The sequence below is a fragment of the Vibrio sp. Vb1127 genome (assembly GCF_033338735.1).
In the GTDB taxonomy this organism is placed as follows: Bacteria; Pseudomonadota; Gammaproteobacteria; order Enterobacterales; family Vibrionaceae; genus Vibrio; species Vibrio alginolyticus.
This window is the reverse complement of sequence record NZ_JAWOTF010000002.1, coordinates 165,384-187,819: the sequence shown is the minus strand read 5'-3', so window position 1 is coordinate 187,819 and position 22,436 is coordinate 165,384. Positions and strand designations below refer to the sequence as shown.

General features: G+C 45.0%; 22 protein-coding genes. 10 read left to right on the top strand and 12 right to left on the bottom strand.

The window, feature by feature from the left end:
• Nucleotides 1-2 precede the first annotated feature (2 nt).
• The 6 genes from R7H07_RS04780 to R7H07_RS04755 form a co-directional block, all read right to left on the bottom strand.
• Nucleotides 3-1,283, bottom strand: a complete 1,281-nt coding sequence (locus R7H07_RS04780; RefSeq protein ID WP_171344740.1) for an ABC transporter permease — start codon at nt 1,281-1,283, stop codon at nt 3-5.
• On the bottom strand, nt 1,280-2,401 hold the full coding sequence (locus R7H07_RS04775; RefSeq protein WP_048626301.1) for an ABC transporter ATP-binding protein: 1,122 nt from the start codon (nt 2,399-2,401) through the stop codon (nt 1,280-1,282). The genes R7H07_RS04780 and R7H07_RS04775 overlap by 4 nt, the downstream gene beginning before the upstream one ends.
• A 73-nt stretch (nt 2,402-2,474) precedes the next feature.
• Complete coding sequence (locus R7H07_RS04770; protein WP_005377851.1) at nt 2,475-3,389, bottom strand: dihydrodipicolinate synthase family protein; 915 nt, start codon at nt 3,387-3,389, stop codon at nt 2,475-2,477.
• Nucleotides 3,390-3,445: 56 nt separating this feature from the next.
• Nucleotides 3,446-4,420 carry an ornithine cyclodeaminase family protein gene (locus R7H07_RS04765; protein ID WP_005377853.1) on the bottom strand — a complete coding sequence of 325 codons (975 nt, stop codon included), beginning with the start codon at nt 4,418-4,420 and terminating at the stop codon, nt 3,446-3,448.
• A gap of 86 nt (nt 4,421-4,506) precedes the next feature.
• Nucleotides 4,507-5,580, bottom strand: a complete 1,074-nt coding sequence (locus tag R7H07_RS04760) for a polyamine ABC transporter substrate-binding protein (RefSeq protein WP_033905158.1) — start codon at nt 5,578-5,580, stop codon at nt 4,507-4,509.
• Between the two features lie 123 nt (nt 5,581-5,703).
• Nucleotides 5,704-6,960: an NAD(P)/FAD-dependent oxidoreductase gene (locus R7H07_RS04755; RefSeq protein WP_033905157.1), complete on the bottom strand. Its 1,257-nt coding sequence runs from the start codon at nt 6,958-6,960 to the stop codon at nt 5,704-5,706.
• 109 nt (nt 6,961-7,069) lie between these two features.
• Here R7H07_RS04755 and R7H07_RS04750 point away from each other — a divergent pair, with 109 nt between their 5' ends.
• The 6 genes from R7H07_RS04750 (at nt 7,070) to R7H07_RS04725 (ending at nt 13,599) form a co-directional block, all read left to right on the top strand.
• On the top strand, nt 7,070-8,071 hold the full coding sequence (locus R7H07_RS04750; protein ID WP_065274418.1) for a 4-hydroxyproline epimerase: 1,002 nt from the start codon (nt 7,070-7,072) through the stop codon (nt 8,069-8,071).
• Between the two features lie 21 nt (nt 8,072-8,092).
• The gene (locus R7H07_RS04745; protein WP_206959252.1) at nt 8,093-9,625 is read left to right on the top strand and encodes an aldehyde dehydrogenase (NADP(+)); all 1,533 of its coding nucleotides are present in this window, start codon (nt 8,093-8,095) and stop codon (nt 9,623-9,625) included.
• 152 nt (nt 9,626-9,777) lie between these two features.
• A complete protein-coding gene (locus tag R7H07_RS04740; protein WP_005377862.1) occupies nt 9,778-10,452 on the top strand; it encodes a GntR family transcriptional regulator in 675 nt (224 codons plus the stop codon).
• Nucleotides 10,453-10,482: 30 nt separating this feature from the next.
• The gene (locus tag R7H07_RS04735; RefSeq protein WP_206959169.1) at nt 10,483-11,247 is read left to right on the top strand and encodes a transcriptional regulator; all 765 of its coding nucleotides are present in this window, start codon (nt 10,483-10,485) and stop codon (nt 11,245-11,247) included.
• Nucleotides 11,248-11,612: 365 nt separating this feature from the next.
• A complete protein-coding gene (locus R7H07_RS04730; RefSeq protein ID WP_206959167.1) occupies nt 11,613-13,208 on the top strand; it encodes a S41 family peptidase in 1,596 nt (531 codons plus the stop codon).
• Between the two features lie 70 nt (nt 13,209-13,278).
• Nucleotides 13,279-13,599: a hypothetical protein gene (locus R7H07_RS04725; RefSeq protein WP_053350410.1), complete on the top strand. Its 321-nt coding sequence runs from the start codon at nt 13,279-13,281 to the stop codon at nt 13,597-13,599.
• A 72-nt stretch (nt 13,600-13,671) separates the two neighbouring features.
• On the opposite strand, the gene rlmF is transcribed toward R7H07_RS04725, so the two are convergent.
• Both rlmF and R7H07_RS04715 read right to left on the bottom strand, forming a co-directional pair.
• On the bottom strand, nt 13,672-14,799 hold the full coding sequence (gene rlmF, locus R7H07_RS04720; protein ID WP_065274415.1) for a 23S rRNA (adenine(1618)-N(6))-methyltransferase RlmF: 1,128 nt from the start codon (nt 14,797-14,799) through the stop codon (nt 13,672-13,674).
• Nucleotides 14,786-15,301: a M48 family metallopeptidase gene (locus R7H07_RS04715; RefSeq protein WP_005377870.1), complete on the bottom strand. Its 516-nt coding sequence runs from the start codon at nt 15,299-15,301 to the stop codon at nt 14,786-14,788. The genes rlmF and R7H07_RS04715 overlap by 14 nt, the downstream gene beginning before the upstream one ends.
• 138 nt (nt 15,302-15,439) lie before the next feature.
• On the opposite strand from R7H07_RS04715, the gene R7H07_RS04710 reads away from it, so the two are divergent.
• Nucleotides 15,440-15,670, top strand: coding sequence for a glutaredoxin family protein (locus R7H07_RS04710; RefSeq protein WP_005377871.1), 231 nt, complete (start codon nt 15,440-15,442; stop codon nt 15,668-15,670).
• 27 nt (nt 15,671-15,697) lie between these two features.
• Here the strand turns inward: R7H07_RS04710 and R7H07_RS04705 are convergent, their stop codons facing one another.
• Entirely contained in the window at nt 15,698-16,567 is an 870-nt protein-coding gene (locus R7H07_RS04705; RefSeq protein WP_017820887.1) for a LysR family transcriptional regulator, read from the bottom strand.
• A 106-nt stretch (nt 16,568-16,673) separates the two neighbouring features.
• Between R7H07_RS04705 and R7H07_RS04700 the strand changes: the two genes are divergently transcribed.
• The 3 genes from R7H07_RS04700 (at nt 16,674) to R7H07_RS04690 (ending at nt 19,245) form a co-directional block, all read left to right on the top strand.
• Entirely contained in the window at nt 16,674-17,897 is a 1,224-nt protein-coding gene (locus R7H07_RS04700; protein ID WP_206959165.1) for an MFS transporter, read from the top strand.
• Between the two features lie 89 nt (nt 17,898-17,986).
• Nucleotides 17,987-18,559, top strand: coding sequence for a DUF1415 domain-containing protein (locus tag R7H07_RS04695; protein WP_053306933.1), 573 nt, complete (start codon nt 17,987-17,989; stop codon nt 18,557-18,559).
• Nucleotides 18,560-18,669: 110 nt separating this feature from the next.
• Nucleotides 18,670-19,245: a nucleoside triphosphate pyrophosphohydrolase family protein gene (locus tag R7H07_RS04690; protein ID WP_182016178.1), complete on the top strand. Its 576-nt coding sequence runs from the start codon at nt 18,670-18,672 to the stop codon at nt 19,243-19,245.
• Between the two features lie 70 nt (nt 19,246-19,315).
• Here the strand turns inward: R7H07_RS04690 and btuD are convergent, their stop codons facing one another.
• The 3 genes from btuD to R7H07_RS04675 all read right to left on the bottom strand — a co-directional run bounded on the left by btuD (nt 19,316) and on the right by R7H07_RS04675 (nt 22,176).
• Nucleotides 19,316-20,083 (bottom strand): vitamin B12 ABC transporter ATP-binding protein BtuD, encoded by a 768-nt coding sequence (gene btuD, locus R7H07_RS04685; protein WP_080996857.1) that lies wholly within the window; start codon nt 20,081-20,083, stop codon nt 19,316-19,318.
• Nucleotides 20,070-21,065, bottom strand: a complete 996-nt coding sequence (gene btuC / locus R7H07_RS04680; RefSeq protein ID WP_053306934.1) for a vitamin B12 ABC transporter permease BtuC — start codon at nt 21,063-21,065, stop codon at nt 20,070-20,072. The genes btuD and btuC overlap by 14 nt, the downstream gene beginning before the upstream one ends.
• 82 nt (nt 21,066-21,147) lie before the next feature.
• Complete coding sequence (locus R7H07_RS04675) at nt 21,148-22,176, bottom strand: succinylglutamate desuccinylase (protein WP_005377878.1); 1,029 nt, start codon at nt 22,174-22,176, stop codon at nt 21,148-21,150.
• Nucleotides 22,177-22,436: the final 260 nt, after the last annotated feature.

The window sequence follows — 22,436 nt, the reverse complement described above, 5'->3', positions numbered from 1 at the left end:
GGTTATCCCCCTACCTTAAGGTTGTTAATGCCAACCACACGGTTGAACATATAAAACAGAACCAGTACAACGAACAAAAGCAGTCCACCCAATGCGCCAGCCATCCCCCAGTTCAGTGATGTCTGCATATGATAGGCAATCATATTGGAGATCATCTGTCCGCTTCTTCCACCAACCAAAGCGGGCGTAATGTAGAAGCCAATAGAAAGAATGAAAGTAAGCAAGGCCCCCGCACCTATACCCGGTAACGTAAGCGGCATATAAACTTTGATGAACGCAATGAAAGGCGTCGCGCCTAGAGAACGAGCGGCTCGGAAATAAGTTGGGCTAATTCCTTTCATTACGCTATACAGAGGCAGGATCATAAAAGGCAACAGAATGTGCACCATAGACACCACCGTTCCGAAGGTATTGTGAATCATCTGAATTCGCTCAGAAGTAAAACCCGACCAAATAAGGAGATCATTAATGACCCCTTGGTTTTGCAGCAGAACAATCCAAGACGTGGTTCTGACTAACAATGATGTCCAAAATGGCAGCAGCACAATAATTAAAAGTAAGTTCGCGCGCTTATCAGGTAAATTGGCAAGCAGGTAAGCAACGGGGTACGCCATCACCAAACAAGTTAAGGTGATTGAAATAGACATCCAAAAAGTTTTAAAGAAAAGGTCGACGTATATTTGGCGTTTTTCTGGTTGGGGCTCAATGTCTCCAAACTCATTCACTTGCAAGTCTAGCGCTGCAAGATAATGACTGAATGTTAATGCGCCACTAAGATTCTTAAACGCCGCCCAATATTTAGGATTAGCCCAACGCTTATCCAGCTTAGCTAGCTGTGTCACCGAGCTCGGCAGCGACGTCAAACGAGACAACTTTCTGCCGGTTTTCATGAGTAAACTGCGCATACCAGACTCTTCAATATTCATCCGGTTGGCTATTTTCGGTAGCTCTTTGCTTTGATAAAGCGCAAGTACCTCAACAGAGAATGCCTCAATGACTTCTTGATGAGGCTGACCTTGATAATCCCAACTTTCTAAGGCTTGAATAGTTTGTGGTAGTGACAGGGATATTTCTCGGTTATCCACGCTTCGATAAAGCATGTCGAGGATAGGAAAAGCAAACGTAAGCAGAATAAAACACACCAATGGCGTTGTGAGCATAATGGAGCGAAGCTTTTTTCGGCGCTCGGCCTTTTGCAACTGCGCTTTCAGATTGGTTTCTTGCTCATGAACTTGGCGTTCGATTTCCAATACAGAATCTAATGCGGTTAGCTCTCGACTCATGCTGCTACCTCGCTACTTTGAGTTTGTGTCCCATCAAGAGCATGGCAATCGTCACTTTGCCAACCAATACGACAAATTGAGCCAGGCGTTAACTGCAAGTGTTTACGATTATCGTTAGGTACTTTAACGATGAAGTGACCAACGCTCTCTACTTCGACGACCAGACGATAATGATCACCGTGATAAATCAATTCTCGTAGGACGCCCGAGACTTGGTTCTCGCAAGACGCTTTCTCTGGTTGAATAACAATCTTTTCTGGTCGAATGGAAAGTGTTGTTCTCTGCCCTTGCTCAGAGACTCTGACAGGTTTCGCAGTAAATAACTCTTTCCCAACGAGCACTTGGCAATACTTTCCGTTCCACTCTTTGACTAAACCTGAGAGTTGGTTGTTTTCTCCGATAAACTGCGCAACAAACGTATTACTCGGAGATTCATAAAGCTCGGTTGGTGTCGCGAGTTGTTGCACTTCACCGTGATTAAAAACCGCAATACGGTCGGACATAGTGAGAGCTTCGTCTTGATCGTGCGTCACATACAAAATGGTAATGCCAAGCTTTTCATGCAAATGTTTAATTTCCATCTGCATTTGCTCACGCAGCTGCTTATCTAACGCGCCTAGTGGTTCATCCATCAATACGAGTTTAGGCTCAAACACTAATGCTCGCGCTAACGCAACACGCTGTTGTTGACCACCTGATAACTGCTTCGGGTATCGAGTCGCAACATGCTCAAGCTCGACCATTTCTAATACACTCTGAACTTTGCTTTGAATCGTGTCACTGTCGAGTTTTCGCACCTTTAAAGGAAACGCAAGATTCTCAGCAATGGTCATATGTGGAAACAACGCATAGTTTTGAAACACCATACCAATATCGCGCTTGTGCGGCGCGAGATGATTGACAGGAACGCCATCGATATAAATGTCTCCACCGGTCGCAGTTTCAAAGCCTGCTAGCATCATCAAGCAAGTGGTCTTGCCCGATCCTGACGGCCCCAACATAGTAACGAACTCTCCAGGAGCAATATCTAAGTTGAAGTCTTTCACCACCAAATTCGTGCCATCGTAGGTTTTCTTAACGTGTTGAAAGCTTACATAGTCCTTGTTTTCCGTGCTCATGACTTCCCTCTTCTCATTTTTTGAATATTACGAATGAGTAGAGCGTCAGTTAACGCTCTACTAAACAGCACAATTACAGATTGTATTTGGATAGGTCTAAGCGGGTTTCTAACGCGTGTTCAACCATTTGAATGACTTGTTGACGCTCTTCACCTTGTAAGAGTTGGCGTGGCGCACGAACTTGTTCAGAGCCACGTCCGCAGACTTGCTCGGCCAATTTAATGCACTGAACCAGCGTAGGAATGGTGTCTAAACGCAGTAGCGGTAAGAACCAACGGTAGATTTCTAACGCTTCAGCATAACGACCTTGGCTTGCCAGTTTATAAATCGCGACGGATTCTTCTGGGAATGCGTTGGTTAAACCAGAAATCCAGCCGGTCGCACCTAGCATCAATGATTCAAGAGCGATGTCATCAACACCGCTGAACACGGTAAAGCGGTCATCAAATTTATTGTAAAGCTCAGTGATACGACGAGTATCAGTGGTCGACTCTTTGATAGCTACAATGCTTTCAAACTCAGCCAGTTTCGCCATGATATCGAGGTTTACATCTACACCATAAGCAACCGGGTTGTTGTAAATCATGATTGGCATTTCTGGCGTTGCTTCTGCTAGCGTGCGGTAATATTCGAACGTTTCGCTCTCAGACGTGCGGTAAACCATGGCAGGCATCACCATACAACCATCGATACCAATTTTGTACGCATCCTGCATGTAATCAACAGCTGCTGTGGTAATAGACTCTGCTGTACCAGCAATCAAAGGCACACGGCCATTTACGACTTCTTTTGCCGCTTGCAAGACCTGGCGTTTCTCCTCCGGGTACAACGCGCAGTTCTCACCGACGGTACCCAAGCAGATAATGCCATTCACACCATCTTTAATCTGGTTGTCTATAACGGTTTGCGTTGCGTCTAAGTCGATTGACTGATCTTGACGAAATTGCGTACTGACCGCCGGATAAACACCTTTCCAATCAATTTTCATGAACTACTTTCCTTATATGTATATTGTATGCAATTTAAATAAACGAGCGAAAATGCTCAGACATGGCTATCTATGCCATTTTCTAACAACACCGCCTTTACAGCGGCCAAATCAGCCAAAGCACTGCCAACTGATTTGTATAAAGTAATGACCTCATCGTTTTGACGTCCTGAGATTTGTTGGGCGCAAAGCTGCGGTAATTCCCCTTTGATATCGTCTGACGTGAATACGCCCTCTTGAATTGGAATGAGAAGATCGCCCGCTTCGGCTAATACATTAATACGGCTATCAACATACACCTGTGCTCGTTGCACTGCTTCAGAGTCACATTCACGCTTGTCCAAGTCATGATTACCGACCAAATCAATATGGGTGCCCGGCTGCACGTCTGCGCCATTAAACAAAGGCTCTGCTGATGCAGTAATACAGCTGATGATGTCAACGTGTTTGATAACGTGGTCCACTTTTTCTACGACTGAAACGCGAAACCGACGCTCATCAGGAAGCGACTGATACTCTGAAGATGACACAATGGCATCTACCGTCGCCTCGGCTTTATCTGAGTTACGCCCCCAAATATAAACCTGCTTAAGTGGGCGAACCGCAGCGTATGCCCACGCAAAATAAGGCGCAAGATTGCCCGTTCCGCAGATCAACAGACGATCAGCATCGGGACGCGCCAAATAGTCCGCTGCCAACGCAGAAGCTGCGGCGGTGCGCCAAAACGTTAAAACTTTACCGTCCACGAGTGCGAGCGGCTCACCATCGTTTCGTCTAAAAACAAGCAGCTTAGATGCAAGCGTATCTTTGCCTTGCTCAGGGTTATGCGGGAAATACGTAAAGGCTTTCACCGCAATCAACTCCTGGTTCCAAGCTGGAAGTAGCGCAAACGCCTCGTATTCTCCCTCTTCTAAGGGCATGACTCGGCGTTGAGGTATTGTTGCTGGCCGCGAGTACATTTCACGCATCGTTTCAATAAGAGACTTCATTGTTAAACATTGCGCGACTTGCTGTGCTTCGATGACTTTCATCATTTCTCCGAAAACATAAATACAGTTGAGGAAAGTACGGAACCTCGCTTATGGATGAAAACTCGACCCCATACACAAATTAACGCCTAGTTAAGCAGCCAGGTATTGAACTCTTCATTGAGTTCATCCGCGTAGTCTGACCACCATTCATCGTTAATCAGGAAGGCGGTTTGGAAGTTTTGAGGTGCGGTAGGAAGGTTCGCTAAAATGTCTGGGTTCACCTCCGCCGAAGACGACTTACGCGTAGGCCCATAGGCAACGTACTTAGCTTGATCAGCTAATGGTTTTGTTCCTGAAGAAAAAGCAATGAAGTCCAATGCAAGCTTTGTGTTCTCACTCCCTTTAGGTATCGCCCATCCATTCATGTAACCCATTTGACGGTCCCATATAATCCGAAATGGTTGACCTTCATCCTTACGGGCATTGTGGATTCGGCCGTTAAACGCCGAGGCGATCACCACTTCTTTGTCTGCAAGCATTTGAGGTGGCTGGGCACCTGTTGTCCACCACAGTACTTCTGATTTGATCGTATCCAACTTAGCAAAAGCACGCTCACGCCCCGCTTCGGTTTCGAGCAGGCTGTAGACCTCTTCTGGCTTTACACCATCAGCCAATAGTGCCCACTCAAGATTGCCCTGAGGTTGTTTTTGCAATGCACGTCGACCTGGAAAAGTTTTTAGGTCAAAAAGATCGGTCAACTTGCTTGGCAAAGCCTTACCTTTAAACGCGTCTTCGTTCACCGCTAATACAGTGGACACTACGATGGTATTGATTGCGCACTCGTGAATCGCACCATCAATAAAATCCTCTTGTGCTGGTGTTCCATCTGCGCCCGGAGGCAAAATACTTGGGTTCACTGGTTCTAGTAACCCTTCGGCGCAACCACGAACAATGTCTGGCTTGTCGAGAGAAACCAAATCCCAGCGCACGTTGTTCGCTTCCACCTGTGCTTTAATTTCAGCTAATCCGCCGCTGAAATCCTCGGATACGATCTCAACACCTGTTCTTTTAATGAAAGGCTTATGATATGCCTCCACTTGGCTCTTGGTGAATGCACCACCCCAAGATACGACCGTCAATTTGTCTTCAGCATAAGCAGAGGCCCCCAACAGCATTCCTGAAATCAACAGCGCCAATGGTGCTTTGGTCATTCGTGACATGTTTTACTCCTTTTGGTTGTTTTTCTGGAGGCATCCGAGTACGGCTGTTGGACACCATTTTTGTTAAAATTAAGTTAACATTAGCACTTAATATATTTTATACAATATTTAATATTAAATTTTTCAGGCGAATCGTTGTAATGAAAAAGGTGATAGATCAATCGATGTCGGCTTTCCTTCGATAAGCTCTAAAAGGAGATCTGCCGTAATCGCCGCTTGAGTTAATCCAAGGTGTTGGTGGCCAAATGCCAGTAATACATTTCCATCCCAAATGCTATCAATAACCGGTAACGAGTCGACTGTTGAAGGCCGATTACCCATCCACTTTTCTCCTTGCTTGAGTGGATTTAACTCCGATTCAAACATCTCATCACCTAACTGAAAAAGCATTTCTGAACGTTTCATATTGGGTGGTGATTCTACATCGGCATACTCAACAGTGCCTGCCAAGCGTAGCCCGCCAGACATCGGAGTCATGATGAATTTTCTATCGGCAGAGCTAATAGGAAATGGCAGTACATCACGCTTGTCATCCACCATTAGGTGATAACCACGCTCGGCTTGAATAGGCACTTTGACTCCGGTTAGCTGCCATATCAAAGGCTTAGAATGTACACCAGCGGCAACAATGATTCGGTCAAATGAATGTGTTTGAGACTCAACCAACACATCACCATTTTTCTCCAACGCAGATACACCTTTTTGTAAAATCTTACCGCCAAGAGCTTCAAAAGCTTCACTTAGCTCAACACAGATCTGATAAGGGTCTAGCGTATGTCCTGTATCGGGAAAAAAGACGCCGACACGAACCTTATGGCTGAGATCAGGTATCCGCTTTCGAATCGCCTCTTGCGTCCAAACTTGATACGCCACACCGTTTTTGGCCAGTGAGTTAAGCGTACTTTGGTAGTCTTTAAACAGTTTCTCGTTTTCAAAAGTGAGCAATGAACCATTCATTTTTATTAGATGCGCTTTTCCGATTGAATCAAGCACGCCACGCCAACTTGCCACTGACCGCTCGTTAAGAGTTTTAATCGCGTTTTTTGCCTGCTCCGCGGCTGATGGCTTTGTTTGTAATAGAAAACGAATCATCCACCCGATAGTGCTTGGAATATCTTGCCAACGGATCGAAACCGGACTTTTGGGATCTAGCAGCATTTTAGGTAATTGTGGAAGCAGCGCTGGCGTTGCAAGAGGGAAGATTTGCTCAGTCGCGATATGACCTGCATTTCCCTTAGAGCATCCATTCCCCACGCCATTGGGATCAAAAATTGTGACTTGATAACCTTGCTGCTGCAACTTCAATCCAATTGATAAGCCAATAATCCCCGCACCTATCACGGCGATCCTTTCCTTTTTTGTTTCATCCTTGACCAACATAAATATGCTCCGAGTCACACTTGAAAACGCAGATTGTATACAATATATTTTACATTACGTTAACATCGCTATTGTTTAATTCAACCATTTTTTCAGCAAGGAGCGAAAAATGAGACAAGGAACTTTTTTCTGTATTGATGCCCACACCTGCGGCAACCCAGTTAGGCTGGTCGCAGGCGGTGTGCCTCCACTCGAAGGCAAGACCATGAGCGAAAAGCGCCAATACTTTCTTGAGCATTATGATTGGATTCGTCAGGCACTCATGTTTGAGCCTCGCGGACACTCAATGATGTCGGGGTCAGTTGTCTTGCCTCCTTGCAGCGATAACGCAGACGCTTCAATTCTGTTTATTGAAACCAGTGGCTGCTTACCAATGTGTGGCCACGGCACCATTGGAACCGTCACTACCGCTATCGAGAATCGCCTTATCACTCCCAAAAAAGAAGGCCGTTTGATACTTGATGTCCCAGCAGGACAAATCGAAGTGCACTACCAAACAAAAGGTGACAAGGTCACGTCAGTGAGGATATTTAACGTACCAGCTTACCTTGCCCACCAAGACGTAACCGTGGACATAGAGGGCTTAGGTGAGCTCACTGTCGATGTTGCTTATGGCGGAAACTATTACGTAATCGTCGATCCTCAAGAAAACTATGCCGGACTTGAACACTACTCTCCAGATGAAATTTTGATGCTTTCACCAAAAGTTCGCGAAGCGGTATCTCGAGCGGTTGAGTGCGTACATCCAGAAGATCCAACAGTATGCGGTGTTTCTCACGTGCTATGGACCGGAGAGCCCACTCAAGAAAACGCCACCGCCCGAAATGCTGTGTTTTACGGCGACAAAGCATTGGATCGTTCGCCATGTGGTACGGGAACAAGTGCACGTATGGCGCAATGGCATGCAAGAGGCAAACTCATTCAAGGGGAAGACTTTGTTCACGAAAGTATCATCGGCAGCCTATTTCAAGGACGTATAGAAGGCATTACCGAAGTGAATGGCAAAGCCGCTATTTTGCCAAGCATTGAAGGATGGGCACAAGTATACGGTCACAACACGATATGGGTAGACGATGAAGACCCATATGCGTACGGATTTGAAGTGAAGTAATAAGGATAGTAAGGAAGAATGATGAACCCACAAGAACCAACCACTTTTTACGCAGTCAACGCCTTTACTGGTGAGCCTCTACCTATAGCGTTTCCGGTACATGGAGAGCAAGAAGTTAATCAAGCCGCCTCAGCCGCCCAAAGCGTTGCGCGTGAGTTTCGCCAACTAAGCAATGCAAAGCGAGCGAGCTTACTTTGCTCTATCGCCTCTGAATTGGAAGTGAAGAGTGAAGAAATCGTTGCTCGTGCTCATTTGGAAACTGCCCTTCCCGAAGCACGTTTAAGCGGTGAAATAGGACGTACCGCCAACCAATTACGACTATTTGCCGAGGTTGTGAGCTCGGGTAATCACTATCAAGCAATCTTCGATACGCCAAACCCAGACCGCCAACCACTGCCAAAACCAGATATTCGTCGTCAGCAAATAGCAATTGGCCCTGTCGCCGTGTTTGGTGCGTCTAATTTTCCGCTCGCATTTTCTACTGCAGGTGGTGATACGGCTTCGGCACTGGCTGCTGGCTGCCCTGTGATTGTAAAAGGCCATACCGCCCACCCTGGCACCAGTCAACTTGTTGCTGAGTGTATTGAGGCTGCACTTGAGAAAGAGTGCTTACCGCAAGCCATCTTCACGCTATTGCAAGGTAACAAACGCGCACTTGGCCAAGCACTCGTTACCCATCCAAAAATTAAAGGGGTTGGGTTTACAGGCTCCGTCGGTGGTGGCCGTGCGCTGTTCAATCTAGCTCAGCAAAGACCAGAGCCAATCCCCTTCTATGGTGAACTAGGGGCGATTAATCCAACATTTATTCTCCCTTCAGCCATACGAGCAAACGCCTCATTGGCTGAAGAGTTTGTGGCTTCTATGACTTTGGGCTGTGGACAATTTTGTACAAAACCAGGCGTTGTATTTGTCTTGAATAGCCCAGAAACGCAAGCCTTTATCGAAATCGCTCAAGGGTTAATTCGACAACAATCAACGGCCACTTTGCTAACGCAAGGAATCCGAGAAACGTATGAATCCGAAGTGGATAAGCGAGCTTCCGAAACAGGCATTAACGTCACTCGTTCTGAACAAGCAGAAACGACCAATGTCTCACCAGCACTGTTCGTGACGGACAGTAAAAACTGGCGTGAAAACCCGCAATGGGAGGAAGAAATATTTGGTCCTCAATCGTTAATCGTAATCTGTGAAGATTTCGATGACATGTTGAAACTGAGTGATTCACTGACTGGATCGCTCACCGCAACCCTTCACGCTACCGCTGAAGACGAAGAACAAGCCAAGCAACTGCTTCCAAGTTTGGAAGAAATCGCCGGACGCCTTGTATTCAACGGTTGGCCAACTGGCGTCGAGGTTGGTTACGCTATGGTTCATGGTGGACCATATCCGGCTTCAACCAATTCTGCCTCAACATCTGTCGGTGCGGAGGCTATTCATCGTTGGTTGCGTCCGGTCTCTTATCAAGCTTTGCCAGAATCTTTATTGCCGGATTCATTAAAAGCGTCGAACCCACTGGGTATCCAACGCGCCATAGATGGCAGTGTGTCCCAATAAGATCAACAAATGGCTCAAAAAGGCATCAACTGATGCCTTTTATTTCACTCTACTTCTCAAAACCTTCTTTCCTAGTTGGTTTGTGCCAGAAAAACAATAAACTACTAAAGTAAAATGGATTGGATACAATATTAATTTCACGGGAGACTTCAATGTCACAGAAACCTGTTTTTAAAACGCGCACTCAGCTCGTTGAGGAAGCAATTCGAACTCAGATCTTGAAGGGCGAGTTAAAAACTGGTCAACCTTTACGTCAAGATGCGTTAGCAAAAGAGTTTAATGTTAGCCGAATTCCTGTGCGTGAAGCGTTAGTTCAATTGGAAGCACAAGGACTCGTTAGCTTTGAACCTCACAAAGGTGCGACGGTCACTGAGCTATCTCCAGAGAAAATCAATGAGCTATTTGAACTGCGCGCTGTCGTGGAATGCCACATTTTAGAGCGCGCGATTCAAAATATGACAGACGCTGACCTTGAACGCGCGCGCGAAGTTCGTGAACGTTTCGAGTCAGTAGTGAACAGTGGTGACGAAGTAGAAGAATGGAGCAACTACAACTACGAGTTCCACAAAGCCCTATATGCGCCAGCCAACATGCCTGAAACTATGGACGTCATTTACAACCTGAACACAAAGTGTGACCGATACATACGCATGCAGCTATTGTTTACTACAGGCATTAAAAAGGCAGAAGAAGAGCACTTAAGCTTGTTTGAAATGTGCCAAAATCGCGATATCGAAGGCGCCAAGTACCTGCTGAAAAAACACATTCTAGAAGCGGGCACAGCGATTCGAAACCTGCTGCTTGAAAGGCAAAATATCAGCCAGTAAACGGAATAACGAATAAGGTGATATTCAAGGATGAATGTTGGACCAAAGTTTTTACTTGCAGCGCTACGACAAAAGATTAAAGAAGAAGGGCTTTGCTACAATTCCTTGTCAGAGAAAAGTGGCATCCCTTTATCTAGTATTAAACGCCACCTACATAATCCAGCTTTAGGTTTGGATAAAGTACTTATTTATCTGAACTACCTGAATACCGATCTCGTCGAACTCGCAACCTTAGCCAACGAGCTTCAGCACCAAAACGAGCAAATGCTAACAGATGAAGAGAGCGCCCTTTTCGTTGAGCATCCTTATTTACTTGATTTTATTTATATGCTGACTTCTCGTGATATTAAACCGCAAGAGATAGCCCAAACTTACGGACTTTCTGATACAAGCTTACGATTCTATTTGCGTATCGCGGAAATTCTAGGATATGTCGAAAACTTCGGAGACGGCTTGTTTTACCGTTCTGGTCGTCGATTTATTATGGAAGAAGGTACGGCATTAGACACCTTATTCAAAGAGCGATTTCAACAAGATTCGCTTTCTCATGATATCAACCCAGGCGTATGTATAGGTCGCATTAGGCTCACCGAAGAGCAGAAAGTGCAAATAGAGGACGAGCTTTGTAATAAATTAGCGAAACTTAACGCAGTTAACACTTCCAACAATGAAGGTGAACTAACAAATATATTAATGCGCTGCACTCCCGGTGCTCAGATATTTTTCGCTGATGATTTACCTAACATTGACGGAAGCTTATTAAAGCACGTCGCTCAACTCACTAAATTAAGTTAAAGCATCAGATAAATAAATCAAACACCCCCGAGATAACATCATATATCCCTACCAAACTATTGATTCAAAGCGTTTCCTGAATCTAATTCTGATTTTTTATTTAGCAAGCGTCGCTTAGTCAACTAAGAACTTGTCTTAATTTCACACTTATTAATTGTCTTGTTAGCTCTTTTGAAATAGACAGAAAACTTAAGTAATGACTAATTTAGCTTAAGTATAAAAGACAACTTTTTTACGTTATTTACCTCACACTATTTAACTATAAATTTGCAGACGAACAAATTAAATTAATACATTCACCTAGCTAATAAAAACAAAAGCAAAACACATAATTATAATTCTATTATTTATAAGGACATAGAAAAGTGAAATTTAAGTATTCTTTAGCAACGGCAGTCACTCTCGCATTATTACAAGGCTGTGGCGGTGGTGGCAGTGATAGCTCATCACCTACTCCGTCCACTAGCAGTGCAAACGGTCCAACGTGGAAAGTTCATGATTTTAGCCAACCGTCGAAAACGTTTATCAACCAATGTGAAACGCCCCGCGTCGGACTGGACCCATATGACAACTATGCCGCCTATCCAGATAAATTGGGCTCTGCATTACACGAAAAACTCTTTTTAAGAGCTTTTACTAACGAAACGTATCTATGGTATGACGAGGTTCCTGATAATAATCCAGCAAACTACAAAACTGTTACTGATTACTTCAATACGCTGGTCACCTCTGCTACTACCGCGACGGGTAAACCAAAAGATCGCTTCCATTTTACCGTCCCTTATGAGGATGATATGAAATCATCGCAATCCGGTTTAGTTGCTGGATTTGGTTTTAACTGGGCATTCCTACGTGGCGTACAACCTCGAGACGTTCGTATTTCCTACACTGAAGAAGCCTCGCCAGCTGATAGAAGCGGCATTGCTCGTGGTGATAAGCTTCTGAAAATCAATAATATTGATGTGGTTAACACCGGTAGTCAGTCCGACATTGATTTTATTAATAAAACGCTCTTTAACCCTGACATCAATCAAGATTACACCTTCACATTTGAGAGTGTTGGCGGTCTAGAGAAAACCGTGACGCTTACCGCCTCTGATGTCATGACCTCTCCAGTTAAAAATGCCAAAGTGATTACACAAAATGGTATGCGGATCGGCTATCTGCAATACAACTCCTTTGAACCAAGCGCTCAAGCCCCGCTTATTGAGGCGTTCAGTACGCTCTCAGCAGAGAATGTTGACGAGATCGTCGTTGATTTACGTTACAACGGCGGTGGCTTAGTCCTTCAGTCCTCGCAAGTAGGCTACATGCTAAGCGGTGCTGGTCAGAACCGAGTCTTCAGTGAGTTGATTCATAATGACAAAGTGATGCGTACCATTAAAGATGGGGATAACATCTATCGCTTTACGAATCTAGCAATAGACTGGGCAGCACAGAAATATTCGGATCAAGTGCTTCCGACACTGAACAAAAAGCGCGTATATGTGCTGACTTCAGGAGGCACGGCTTCCTCAAGTGAACTGCTAATCAACGCTTTGCGCGGCATTGACGTGGAGGTTATCCAAATAGGTTCAACAACCACAGGTAAACCGTATGGGTTCTCACCAGAACAAAACTGCGGCACTATGTACTACACTATTCAGTTCAAGTCGGCGAACGAGAAAAAATTTGGCGACTTCGCTGATGGTTTTATTCCTACTCCAAAGAGCCAAATCAATACCGAGCTAGGCTTAAACAATAGAGTGGAAGGTTGCTGGGTCAATGATGACCTAACAAAACCATTAGGCGATCCGTCTGAAGGTATGCTTTCTGCGGCGCTAAACTACATGGAAACAGGAACCTGTCCGCCAGTATCCCCTTCAAGTTTCAACGCCATGCCGCGTAACATTTCATCTCCGGAGTTAAGCGATCTTCGCTCTCCGCTACGAACAGAGGCAATTCATGTTGAGATCAACTAACTTTTTACGAATGCTGATTCGGGTTGCGCTTTTCCTAGGCACTTCAATTTCTTTGATAGGATGTCAAGCTATGTCACAAGAACCCGTTGAAGCATTGAGTAAAAAGAACTCTCCGGAAACAGTCATAGAAATTCAAAACGCGATCGCAGAAATCCAAGGGACACCAGCACCTAGAATCGCAAATAACGTATTTGAATCCTCACCGCATTTGTTGATTGAAAAAGGACGAGTAAAAGGTAACAACAATCAACTGCTGGATGGCAGCTATACGGATCTTCCAGACCAATATACGTTGCAGATAAGAGGTGAAACCTGTGGCTTGTACTACGCCAAAACAGATACCTTTGTCACTCTCAGTTCACTAGATTGTGAGCCCATCATTAAGTTTTAGATCTCCCAAAAAGAGAAGCCCGCTGATATCAGCGGGCTTCCTACTTTATTGTTCAGTGTGAAACGGTCAACGTTACTTTAGTTCAATCCATGCTTTGCGCTGTTGCTTATCCATGTATGACCAAGCTACAAAGCGGCTCACTTTCTGTCCTTGGCTCATTTCAACCACACGAATGGCTTTCACACCCAATTTTTCAAGCTGCTTACGCATCGGGCGAACGTTGTCTTTTTTGGATATAAGGGTTGTAAACCACAAGACCTGCGCGGCAAAAGCTTGGCTTTCATTCGCCATTTTTCGGATAAACGCCGCTTCTCCACCTTCACACCACAATTCAGCGTTTTGACCGCCAAAATTCAACGCGGGCTTACTTGTCTTTACTTGTGCGGTTTGAGGTTTTAGCCCTTTCTTACGCTGGTTTGCTTTTAGATTATCGATTTTACGCTGGCTGCCCATAGCGGCATCTTCCGCCGAACGGTGGAATGGCGGATTACATGTCGTCACATCATAACGATCATTCGGTTGAATGATACCTCGATAAATATTGGCATCATTGTGTTGCTGTATCAGTGCAATTTTTCCCGTCAAAACACGATTGTGCTCTACGATCGTTTGAGCCGATTGGATGGATTTTGGATCGACATCGCTGCCCGTATAGTGCCAACCGTATTTTGTTACACCAACAATCGGATAAATACAGTTTGCTCCCACGCCAATGTCCAACGCTTTCACTTTTTGGTGCGCGTACTGACCTTTTACTTCACTATCAAGTAGTTCTGCCACTCGGTGAATGTAATCAGCGCGGCCCGGAATCGGTGGGCAAAGGTAGGTGTCGGGAATGTCCCAGAACTCGACACCATAATACGCAGCAAGCAATGCTTTATTGAGCATTTTAACAGCATTAGGATCAGAGAAGTTTATGGAATCTTCCCCTTTCGGATTTTTGATAACGAATGGCTTTAACTGTGGTTCACTTTCCACGAGTTTTTTAAAATCGTAACGACCTCGATGAACATTACGCTCATGCAAACCATTCTTCGCTATTTTTATGAACTCGACTTCGCTCTTTCCTGCAGGCTGAGGGGATTTGCGCGCAACTTTGTCTTTAACACGCTTCGGCTTGTCTTTATTCGCGTCTTTCTTCTGAGCCGCCATTGAAGCCTTTGGCTTTGCTTGCTTCGCGTTGTGATTATTGTTCTTCATTCAAATTCGCTTTTAAATCGAGATAAATCATAAACAAACGAGCATCAAATTCGAGTTGGTGATACTCAGGCTCCATGTAGCAACATAACTGATAGAACGCCTTGTCGTGGTTTTTCTCACGAGTATGTGCCAACTCATGTACCACCAGCATCCTTAATAGTGGCTCGGGCGCATCTTTAAATACATTGGCAATGCGAATCTCGTTTTTCGACTTCAGCTTACCGCCATGGTTTCTACTGATTACACTGTGCAAACCAAGCGCGTTGTTTACCGCGTGAATTTTCTTATCGTAGACAACTTTACTGATTGGCGCGGCTTTCTTCATGTAGCGGTTTTTGATTGCCATGGCGTACTCATAGAGCGCCCTTTCGCTTTTGATTTGGTGCCTATCGGGATAACGCTTCTCGAACCAAGGAACAAACTTGCCACTCGCTATCAATGAGCTCACCTGCTCTACGATGTTTTGTGGGTAGCCTTGAATGTATCGAAGTGACGGATGCATAGAATTAACGTCTGTTATGACAAAACAAAGGCGCTCAATATACCTGAGATAAAGGACAGTTTCACCTTAGCTTTCGCCTTTCATTTATGGTGAAAGGCCGTTAAACTTCGCCTCCCAATGATAATGGAGAGAAACTCAATGAAACGTGTCGTCCTTTACGTCAAAGACAAATGCCCTCACTGCAAAGATGCTCAACGTTATCTGGATTCGAAAAATATTAACTATCGTTTGTGCAATGCAAAGATGCAACGCGGTCGCAAAGAACTTGATGCGCTTGGTGCTCGTTCAGTGCCAGTTTTAAAAATTGGTGATCGGGTAATGATTGGCTGGAACCCAAAGAACTTCGAGAAGATGTACAAAGGCGACTAGTGCTCGGACGATGAATCTGCGCTGCGTTTAAACGTAGCGCTTGATAAAGTCGATAAACGTTCGATCTGCTATTGATAAGTACCCCTGCTTGCGCCAAGCAAGTGCCAGATCCAGCGTCACTGGTGGTTCAAACGGTAAGCCAACAACGCCCGACTCATGTTGAGTCACCAATTCCAGTAACGCGGTAATCGCAAACTCTTGTTTTACAATACTCAAAATCAAAGGCAGTAAGTTGGTCTCGAATGATGACTTCATGGTAAACCCATGCTCCTCACTCACCTGATCCAAAAATTCGCGGTGAAAATAGCCATGCTGAAACATAACCAAATCGTGTTCAAAGAACTCATCAAAAGTAAGAGCGTGTCGCTGGGCTAACTCATGCTCAGGTGAAACAACTGCGACCATTTGGCTAGTAAATAAATGATCAGTTTCTAGGTCATCAGGCACGTTATCACAACTGATCACACCGATATCGAGTTGACCATTAAGCAGCATACGACGAATCGATTGAGTCCCAGCTTCGACCAAGGTCAATTTTAATTCCGGGAACTGGCTTTTAAACGCCATCACAATTCGTGGAAAGAAATAACTGCCCATCATTGATGGCGTCCCGAGTCGTACTTCGCCTTTCGCTAAACCTTTCAACTCATCAATCGCGAGCTGCGCGTCGTGCAACTGTTGAATCACCCGCTTGGCATGTATAAGTAGCGTTTCGCCCTCTTTCGTTAAGCTGATTTTTTTATCATCACGGCGAAATAGGGTAACGCCCAAAGACTGCTCAAACTTTTTGATAGAAATGCTTAATGCGGGCTGGGCAATATGCAGGGCTTTCGCCGCATGGGTAATGTTTCCATGTTCAGCGACCGCCAGAAAATGTTTAAGTTGTTTCGATTCCATTAGATCAAAAATATATGGTGTCCATATTTTTAATATATTTTTTTAATTTACAACGAACTGATAGATTGATCACAGTCTCTCCATTTGCTCACATTAGGCAGGATTCATGGTCAGTTTTGGCACACCGGAATACAAACGCATTACGCTCTCGCTAGCGCTTGGTTCCTTCTTGGTTTTTTCAAATTTATACCTACTACAGCCAATGCTGCCCACTTTTGCCCAAATTTTCACGATCTCAGAAACGCAAGTGAACTGGTTATTTGCGGCCTCAACACTCGCTCTCTCTTTTAGCCTCGTTCCGATGGCTGTGTTGTCAGAATCAGTGGGACGAAAGCCAGTCATGATGGCTGGTCTGTTTTCGATTCCTACCCTTTCTGCTTTGATGCTATTTGGTGACTCATTTCTGTTTTTGGTGGTATGTCGAGCACTGATCGGTGTCGCGCTCGCAGCTTTTGCTGCAGTCGCCGTGGCTTACATGGCAGAAGAGCTCGACAAGCACGCTTTCTCGATGGCAATTGGAACGTACATTGCGGCTAACTCATTAGGCGGTATTGCAGGGCGTATTAGCGGCGGCTTATTGGCGGACAATTTCAGTGTTGATGTCGCCATTGAAGTTATGATGGTGTTCACTCTTCTTGGTGTCATTGGCGTTCACTATTTATTGCCAACACAGCGCAACTTCACCCCGTCATCAAGCAGCTTGCGCCATCAAAATCGTGCGCTTATTGGTCATTTTAAAAACCAACGCGTGTGGTTCGCAATGCTGATAGGAGGACTCAACTTTGCTTTGTTCGTCAACCTTTACTCCGTCATGGGTTTCCGTCTGGTGAGTGAACCTCACAATGTGCCCGTCGGGTTGGCCTCACTGATCTTTATTTGTTACTTGGGAGGGACTTTCTCCTCTCGTTGCGCAGGCCACTGGAGTAAACGTTATTCATCAATCCTCGGTATGTTCTTAGGCGCGATAGTGAGCATGGCGGGGATGTGGATTGCGGCGGTTGAAAGCTTGATTGCAATGCTATTTGGGTTGTTGCTGATAAGTTTTGGTGCCTTCTTTACTCATACCCTCGCCTACGGTTGGGTCGGTCAGAACGCCACTCGCGCCAAAGCCACCGCGACAGCGCTCTACTTAGTACACTACTACGTAGGCGGTAGCTTAGGAGGATTCTTACTTCTTTATTGTTGGCAACATGGTGGTTGGTCGAGTGTTCTTATGGGAGGAAGCGCAGTCTACCTAGCGATGTTTGCTGCAATTGCGTATTTGAAACACATTGCCGAAAGAAAGCATACTGACCAAACACCTGACGCTGCGAGTTTAAAGAGTAGCTAAGGTACGCTCATTTGCGTAATACCTCTCTGGTTACTTGGATAACCAACTCTGCTATGCTTGCGCTACTTTAATAAAAACCAGAAAGTCGTATGTCAACGCGTTCAACACAAAACACAGATATCGAAGCGATCACTCAACAGGTCGATCAATGGCTCAACGATGTAGTAATCGGTCTCAACCTTTGTCCATTTGCTGCCAAGCCGCAACGTAATAAACAAATCAAAATCTTTGTTAGTGAAGCGACTCAAGAAGAAGCGCTTCTAGAAGATATTTTATTGCAGCTGATTGAGCTGAGTAACACAGAGCCCGAACAGCTTGAGACCACGTTGGTTGTGGTTCCCAACATGCTACAAGATTTCTGGGACTACAACTTTTGCATAGATTGGGTTGAAGGATTAATTAAGCAGCAAAACTGGGAAGGTATTTTCCAAGTAGCGACTTTCCATCCTGATTACTGTTTTGGTGGCGCAAGGCCTGAAGACGACGAAAACCTGACCAATCGTTCTCCTTACCCGATCTTCCATTTGATTCGCGAAGAGAGTATGGAAAAGGTACTAAAACACTATCCTGATCCTGAATCCATTCCCGATACGAACATCGCTCGTGTTTCCTCCCTTTCAGAGGAAGAACGTAAAAAGCTGTTCCCTTACCTATTTCGTTAAGCACCACTATTCCCCAAAGGCAGATTTATCACCAGTTAGATGCAATGCCCTTGGGGTTCAAAGTGCGGTTTGGTATCATTGCCGCTTCAATCGATTCAATGGAAATTAGAATGCAACTGTCAAAGCTAACCCAAGAGATTTTTGATCACTTATACCGTGATATCACCGAGTTCCGTAGTACCTTCGACTTACCAGTCGCAGACGCTGCAAGCCTTGATACGCAAGCAGACACACTACACACCTCTTTGGCGATCGAAGAGCTAACAGAGCTAGCAGAAGCAGATTGTAAAACTGAGCAAGCAGATGCCATCGTAGACAGCGTGTATGTATTAATGGGCCGTCTCGTTCATCTTGGCCACAGCAAAGTAGAAGACAACCTGGCGATCAACTACTTAATTGATCTTCTATTAAACGTTGCGGTAAACCGTGGTATCGAGTTTATTCCTTGCTGGGATGAAGTACATTCAAGCAACATGAGCAAAGTATGCCGTAACGAGCAAGAGTACTCAGAAACAGAAGCATTCTACGCAGAACAAGGCATCAAGTTGATGGCGGTGCAGAAAGGTGAATACATCATCGCGAAATGCGCCGAAGATTTCGTATCGGAAGGTAAAACCATTCGTAAAGGCAAAGTACTCAAATCTGTTTACTACCGCCCTGCAGATCTAAAACCGTTAACTCAATAAGCGTTGAGTTTGGCTATCTCGATTAAAAAAAAACGACCTCAAGTAGGTCGTTTTTTATTGTCCCTAAACATTAATCAAAGATTAAATAAGGTTGCTCATCTACGATGACCTTTTTGACTTGAGTATTGAACACTTCCCCGAGAGCTTCTTCCGTTAGCACAGTATCGGCACTTCCTGATGAGTGCAGCACACCGTTGTTAAGCAGCAATACTTTATCTGCGTGCTTTAATGTGCGATTGAGATCGTGATTAGCAACTAATACTCCAATTCCCTGCGCCGCCATAGCGTTAATCAATTGATAGAGCAGACCCTCTTGCGCAATATCTAACGGTGCTGCTGGCTCATCCAAAATTAAAAACTGCGAAAAAGGATTAATGGTACGCCACACCTGCAAACATACACCTGCTAATCGGACACGCTGCCACTCACCACCGGATAATGTTTGAATACTGCGATGAAGCTTATCTTGCAGTTGTACCAGCTCCACCACCATATTGACGGCATCACGCACTTTGATATCCGCAATCTCAGCACCACTTGGCAGAGATAAAGCGAGATACTGAAACACATCAACATTAAACGCTGGGCGCGATTGCTGACACAAATAACCTCGAACATGAGCTTGCTCTGACAACGGTAAAGTAAGCAAGTTTTTGTTGCCAACGTACACTTCACCACTCATACCGTCTCGGTGACTTAACGTACCAGAAATCGCAGCCAATAAAGTACTCTTACCGGAACCATTAGGCCCAACGATATGTACGATTTCGCTAGCTTTGCATTCAAAAGAAAGAGGCAATAATCGACTACCAACCGACATATGTTTAACGTGCATCATGACTCTTCACCAGCATCCAGATGAAAATAGGTGCGCCAATCGATGTTGTCATGACACCTAAAGGCAACTCTGCGGAGTCCAATAACAGTCTTGCGCCGATGTCAGCAAATACAAGCAACGCAGCACCAGATATTGCAGAAAGTGGCAATAAATAACGGTTTTCCGTACCAAAAGCCAAACGCAACAAGTGCGGCACCACCAAACCAACAAAACTGATGATGCCACCCAAAGCGACTGAACTACCCACCAAAACAGAAATGGCGAGGATCAATTTCCAACGCATTTGATGCACATCGACACCCAATTGGGTCGCATGAATCTCACCCAGCATCAATTTATCAAGCGACTTGCCTTTACAACATAACCAGGTAAGCACCGGTAACATCACCAAAGTAACGGTATGTTGATACCAACTTGCACCGCCAATACTGCCCATTAACCAATACATCAGTTGGCGTAAACTGAGATCATCACTAAAGTAAAATGCCCAGGTCACAATCGCGCTCGATAAAATACCCAATGCGACCCCAACCAAAAGCAATCGAGCCGTCGTCAGGTGCATTGCCCTTGCTATCGCCACCAAAACAAACGTGAATACCATCGAGCCTGCAATCGCTGCCAACATAAAAACAATCGGGGTAGGAAGAACAGGTGACGCGAACATGATTAAGACCATTGCTAAGCTTGCGCCACCAGAGATACCAAGCACGCCAGGTTCAGCCAACACGTTCCCAAGCAACACTTGTAACGTCGCGCCAGATACCGCTAACGCAGCACCAATAATTGCCGCAGACACTAACCTCGGTAAACGCAAGTCCACCAATAACTTCTGTTCAAATGCAGATAAGGATTGAAAAGGAGAAAGGAAAATTTCTCCGACCATCAAGTGAATGGCAGAGAGTACAGCGAGCACGATCGACATAACCATCAGGTTACGTTGCCAGCGTCGTTCCTTGTTCAGGATAAGTTGTTGAAAATCCATAGCGGCCGATAAAAACAAACGAGGCTTAACCTTACAGTTAAGCCTCGGTAAATTGCAATTAACTTCTCAAAGCAATGTTGGATTAATCGTAAACCAACTCACCCTCTTCAAAACGGGTTTTCACTTCACAAACCATCAGAGCTGCACGTTGACCTATTGCGACGTGGCGGTTCGGGAAGACAATCGCTTCGTTTTCATTCTTCGCCATTAATGGTTTGTCGCCATCATGACCAAACACTTCGCCGTGAACAAATGAGGTGAAGTTTTCAACATTGTCGTCGAACATAAAGTCAAAGTCTTCGTTCAAACGAACGATTGTGCGACTTACGCGATACTTAATGCATGGTTTTGGTAAGTGTTCTGGCTTCGTTTCCGCAATCAAATTACGTAAAGACAAATCAAACGCGGTCAGTTTATCGAGGTCATTTTCACCGATACGAGCCACACGGCCAAGTTCCATTGTGAGAGCCTGCGCACCAAAATTCTCGGCACTGTACCAGCTAAACGTGCTCGATGGTGAGTTTGACAGGAGCACTGCTTCAATGTGTGCACTGTCCAAGAAATCGATCAATGCCTTGCTGCGCACAGGATGACGAGTCTTAGGACTTACTGCAAACGTATAGTGCTTCGAGCCTCTAATCGCGCAGTGTAAATCAAGGTGCCAGCGTGTTGTCGGGTCGGTATCCTGATAAAAATCTCGAACAAGCAGCTTAAGCGTATCGGCGATAACAAGCTCTTTTGTCTGTTTGTGTTCTTTTTCGTCAAACAGACGGTTGAGATTTTCTTCGAGGAATCGCGTGTGCGCCAGAGTGGATTCTGGGTGAGCGATAATGAACAGACAACGGGTATCGACCGTCTGGAACCCAGATTCTATGTCTTGAATAATGGAATCCACCAGCTCCATCGGTGCGGTTTCATCTCCGTGAACCCCACAAGAGATGATGATGTTCTTCGTATCCTGAGTATAATTCGCAGGGATTACTTCTAATACACCACGCTGATAGAGTTTAAGTTTTACACCGTTAGAAAGCACCTGCTCCGCTGGTGCAACATCAATATGAACATCTAACGTGTCAGTTAAAAACGATTGGCGAAAGAGAGACTTCGTCATGCGTTACTCCTTAATAGCACGGCGGATATGTTAATAAATTGTACAAAGGATTTTTGTTGCTGCGATCTCACTTATGAGTAGAAATCACTATTTCCCTCGAAAATCCGATGCCTTTTCGCGCCAGGCACTCAAATCAAGCATTGAGGCGTTTAATTTTCAAACAATTACAAAGTGTTAGGGCTGTGAACTTTACCACAGCCCTGATTAAGATCATTATGATTTGATCAAATTTTTGTAGCTATAAAGCAGATTATGCATCA

Coding starts and splice junctions, on each gene's coding strand:
- R7H07_RS04745 (WP_206959252.1), top strand. CDS start 8,093: ATGAACCCACAAGAACCAACCACTTTTTACGCAGTCAACGCCTTTACT.
- R7H07_RS04695 (WP_053306933.1), top strand. CDS start 17,987: ATGTCAACGCGTTCAACACAAAACACAGATATCGAAGCGATCACTCAA.
- R7H07_RS04750 (WP_065274418.1), top strand. CDS start 7,070: ATGAGACAAGGAACTTTTTTCTGTATTGATGCCCACACCTGCGGCAAC.
- R7H07_RS04760 (WP_033905158.1), bottom strand. CDS start 5,580: ATGTCACGAATGACCAAAGCACCATTGGCGCTGTTGATTTCAGGAATG.
- btuC (WP_053306934.1), bottom strand. CDS start 21,065: ATGGATTTTCAACAACTTATCCTGAACAAGGAACGACGCTGGCAACGT.
- R7H07_RS04735 (WP_206959169.1), top strand. CDS start 10,483: ATGAATGTTGGACCAAAGTTTTTACTTGCAGCGCTACGACAAAAGATT.
- R7H07_RS04690 (WP_182016178.1), top strand. CDS start 18,670: ATGCAACTGTCAAAGCTAACCCAAGAGATTTTTGATCACTTATACCGT.
- R7H07_RS04780 (WP_171344740.1), bottom strand. CDS start 1,283: ATGAGTCGAGAGCTAACCGCATTAGATTCTGTATTGGAAATCGAACGC.
- R7H07_RS04675 (WP_005377878.1), bottom strand. CDS start 22,176: ATGACGAAGTCTCTCTTTCGCCAATCGTTTTTAACTGACACGTTAGAT.
- R7H07_RS04710 (WP_005377871.1), top strand. CDS start 15,440: ATGAAACGTGTCGTCCTTTACGTCAAAGACAAATGCCCTCACTGCAAA.
- R7H07_RS04770 (WP_005377851.1), bottom strand. CDS start 3,389: ATGAAAATTGATTGGAAAGGTGTTTATCCGGCGGTCAGTACGCAATTT.
- btuD (WP_080996857.1), bottom strand. CDS start 20,083: ATGATGCACGTTAAACATATGTCGGTTGGTAGTCGATTATTGCCTCTT.
- R7H07_RS04705 (WP_017820887.1), bottom strand. CDS start 16,567: ATGGAATCGAAACAACTTAAACATTTTCTGGCGGTCGCTGAACATGGA.
- R7H07_RS04740 (WP_005377862.1), top strand. CDS start 9,778: ATGTCACAGAAACCTGTTTTTAAAACGCGCACTCAGCTCGTTGAGGAA.
- rlmF (WP_065274415.1), bottom strand. CDS start 14,799: ATGAAGAACAATAATCACAACGCGAAGCAAGCAAAGCCAAAGGCTTCA.
- R7H07_RS04700 (WP_206959165.1), top strand. CDS start 16,674: ATGGTCAGTTTTGGCACACCGGAATACAAACGCATTACGCTCTCGCTA.
- R7H07_RS04725 (WP_053350410.1), top strand. CDS start 13,279: ATGTCACAAGAACCCGTTGAAGCATTGAGTAAAAAGAACTCTCCGGAA.
- R7H07_RS04775 (WP_048626301.1), bottom strand. CDS start 2,401: ATGAGCACGGAAAACAAGGACTATGTAAGCTTTCAACACGTTAAGAAA.
- R7H07_RS04715 (WP_005377870.1), bottom strand. CDS start 15,301: ATGCATCCGTCACTTCGATACATTCAAGGCTACCCACAAAACATCGTA.
- R7H07_RS04755 (WP_033905157.1), bottom strand. CDS start 6,960: ATGTTGGTCAAGGATGAAACAAAAAAGGAAAGGATCGCCGTGATAGGT.
- R7H07_RS04765 (WP_005377853.1), bottom strand. CDS start 4,420: ATGAAAGTCATCGAAGCACAGCAAGTCGCGCAATGTTTAACAATGAAG.